General features: G+C 57.4%; 4 protein-coding genes and 1 pseudogene. 3 read left to right on the forward strand and 2 right to left on the reverse strand.

Annotated features, from left to right (window positions below):
• Both ACRESD_RS18585 and ACRESD_RS18590 read left to right on the forward strand, forming a co-directional pair.
• Nucleotides 1–493: GlxA family transcriptional regulator (locus ACRESD_RS18585; protein ID WP_431752252.1), on the forward strand; the 493-nt coding region annotated here is incomplete at its 5' end.
• 68 nt (nucleotides 494–561) lie between these two features.
• Nucleotides 562–1,728 (forward strand): AAA family ATPase, encoded by a 1,167-nt coding sequence (locus ACRESD_RS18590; protein ID WP_431752253.1) that lies wholly within the window; start codon nucleotides 562–564, stop codon nucleotides 1,726–1,728.
• A gap of 62 nt (nucleotides 1,729–1,790) precedes the next feature.
• Here the strand turns inward: ACRESD_RS18590 and ACRESD_RS18595 are convergent, their stop codons facing one another.
• Both ACRESD_RS18595 and ACRESD_RS18600 read right to left on the reverse strand, forming a co-directional pair.
• On the reverse strand, nucleotides 1,791–2,207 hold the full coding sequence (locus ACRESD_RS18595) for a DUF3010 family protein (protein WP_431752254.1): 417 nt from the start codon (nucleotides 2,205–2,207) through the stop codon (nucleotides 1,791–1,793).
• Between the two features lie 41 nt (nucleotides 2,208–2,248).
• Complete coding sequence (locus ACRESD_RS18600) at nucleotides 2,249–2,650, reverse strand: lysozyme inhibitor LprI family protein (protein ID WP_431752255.1); 402 nt, start codon at nucleotides 2,648–2,650, stop codon at nucleotides 2,249–2,251.
• An 87-nt stretch (nucleotides 2,651–2,737) separates the two neighbouring features.
• Between ACRESD_RS18600 and ACRESD_RS18605 the strand changes: the two are divergent.
• Nucleotides 2,738–3,014: pseudogene (locus ACRESD_RS18605) on the forward strand (peptidase M19); the annotation flags it as partial.

The raw sequence follows: 3,014 nt of genomic DNA on the forward strand, positions 1-3,014 counted from the left end.
CCGCATCACCTGTGCGGGTGGCACCGCGTCCATCGACCTGATGCTTGACCTGATCGCCCAGGCCCATGGGCCGGAGCTGGCGATCCAGGTTTCCGAACAATTCGTGCTCGGCCGCATTCGCCCACGCAAAGACCACCAGCGCATGCAGATCGCCACGCGCTACGGCATCAACAACAAGAAATTGGTGCAAGTGATTGGCGAGATGGAGCAGCACACCGAACCGCCGCTGAGCACGTTGGCCCTGGCCGAGGCGATCAAAGTGACGCGACGCCAGTTGGAGCGCCTGTTTCGCTTGCACCTGAACGACACTCCGAGCAATTTCTACCTCGGTCTTCGCCTGGAAAAGGCCCGGCAACTCCTGCGCCAGAGCGGTATGAGCGTGTTGGAGGTGAGCATAGCCTGCGGATTTGAGTCACCGTCATATTTCACTCGCAGTTACCGCGCGCGGTTTGCGAAGTGTCCAAGGGAGGATCGGCGACGGGAGGTGGTTTGACGGCCAATTATAGTAAATTATACTTAAGACTATAATTTATAGTTACTTCAATAATTGAGTATAAAACCATGTCCAAGCACAGCGGCTTTGTATTCCGCCGTCCCACCCTGGCAAGCAGCATTGCCGATGGCCTGGTGGGGGCTGGCATTCAGGATTTCACCTCTGGCCTGTTTCTCGCAGCGCCGCGTCGCACAGGCAAAAGTACCTTTCTGCGGGAAGACTTGATTCCGGAATGCCAACTCCGGGGCTGGTTGACCGTGTATGTCGACCTATGGGCCGATAAAGAGAAAGATCCAGCGGAGTTGATCGCCAGCGCTATTGCTGCTGCTCTGGTGCCCTACGAAAAGGGCATTCGCAAACTGGCCAAGAACATCGGCATCGAGAAACTGAGCTTCCTGCGTACCCTGTCCTGGGACTTTACCAAGCCACAATTGCCTGTCGGTGCAACGCTGACTCAAGCCTTGGAATTGCTCCACAGTGCCGCTGAAAAACCGGTTGTGCTGGTGATTGACGAGGCGCAGCACGCATTAACCAGCGAGTCAGGCATCAACGCGATGTTCGCACTCAAGGCCGCCCGGGATCAGCTCAACCAAGGCCGTGACGAGGATGGCAGTGGCTTGCACCTGGTGTTCACCGGCTCCAACCGCGACAAGCTGGCCCACTTGGTATTAGGCAAAAGCCAGCCATTTTTCGGTTCCAGCATCACGCCGTTTCCGCTGCTGGGCAAAGAGTTCACCCAAGCCTACACGGCGCACCTCAATGCGCACCTGGCCCAGACCAACCAGTTCAAGGCTGCCGATATTGATGAGGCCTTTGAGTTGGTAGGCCGCCGCCCGGAAATGTTGCGCACCATCATCGGCGAGGTCGCGTTGGAGTTGGGCGAGGCGAGTAACTTGGGCCAACTGCTGCACAGCCGCGCCGAACTGCTGCGCGCCGGGGTGTGGACCGAGTTTGAAAGCGCCTGGAATGCCCTGACCATTCCCCAGCGGGCTGTACTGGAAGTGATGGTGGAGCGTTCTCAAAACAACGAACCCTTCGCGCCGTTTACCGACAGCACCCTCACCGCAGTCAGCAGGAAACTGGAAGAGATGGGCAGCGATGTGGTGCCAGGCACCCAGACGATTCAGGCCTGCATTGATGCTCTGCGTGACAAGGAGCTGGTGTGGAAGTCGAGCCGGGGGGGATATGCCCTGGAGGACAAAACCTTTGGGGACTGGCTGCTGTACAAGCGTTGAAGCTAAGGCGGGACAAATGTGGGAGGGGGCTTGCCCCTCCCACAATTGATTAGTGGTGTGGCTTACTTTTTCAGCAGGGCCGAACAGGCGGCTTTGTAAGCCTCATGCTGATACTTGTTCAGCGTCGCTGGCAGTTCAAAGTTGTGCTTCTTGTTCTGTGCATTGATGGTCTGCGGCGACAACAATGCCACCTCAACCCCCTCCAGCAACTGAAACACCCCTTCAATCTTGAACGTCGTCGGGCCACCGGCGAATTCGCCTTTCTTACTACGCTTCTTGATCGCGATACGCTCGATGGCGTTTTCCCGCACAAACGCCTTCACCTGGACGGCGAAGGCTTTGACGTTGGCCGCTTCATCGTCATCGTCGAGGGCGATTTTCTTGGTAGCCAGGGTGACATGCGTCAGCGTCTGGTTGTCCAGGGAGGCGACGGCGATGATGGCTTCGCTGCCTTTGATTTCGATGCCGCAAATAGTCATGAGGGGCCTTGGTTCAGAGAGAAAGTGGCGGGGATTGTCGCTTATTCCTGGCCAATCGACTCCAGAAACTCCGACCGCTCATCACTCATCCGCGCCAGGCAATCGTTCTGCTGGATCGCATATTCCTTGGTGCCGGTCACCGCCGGGAAGGTGTCCACCGCGCAATCGGCGTCGCGCAGTTTTTCCCACTTTTGCTGGGCATCCTTCAGACGAGCGGTAATGTCAGCGAGCTGCGACTTGTTGCTGCCATAGGTCGAGCCCATGCGCTCCAGCAGTCCCTGATAGTTATCTTTGAGCAATTGCTCGGCAGTGGTTTTGTTGAAGGTGGCGCATTCCAGGGTTTGCTTGTCGTTTTCGATGCCATCGCACGGCGTGTTATCGGTGTCTTCAGCCGCGTGGGCGGTGGTTGCGATGAGTGCCAAAGCCAGGAAAATCGATTTCATTGCGCCGTCTCATATCAAGTGATGCGGGAATTCTGGCTCAAGCGTAAGACAAAGAACAGCCGCCAGTCAGACCTCCCTTGACCGCCTTTGTCGCGGATTGACGCTTTCGGCAATTCCCCTGTCGTTTTTGCACCCGGCTCCGTCGTCCCCTGGGCATATGCTGGCCCCAAAGCGCCGGCAGACGATTCGGCGCATGAATCGCCAATAAGGGGACGCCTGATGAGCCCAGCCGAATTGCACGCCGACAGCATCGTTATCGACGGGCTGATCATTGCCAAGTGGAACCGCGACCTGTTCGAGGACATGCGCAAAGGTGGCCTCACCGCTGCCAACTGCACCGTGTCGGTGTGGGAAGGGTTCCAGG

The sequence above is a fragment of the Pseudomonas sp. genome, from assembly GCF_050739995.1.
GTDB lineage: Bacteria > Pseudomonadota > Gammaproteobacteria > Pseudomonadales > Pseudomonadaceae > Aquipseudomonas.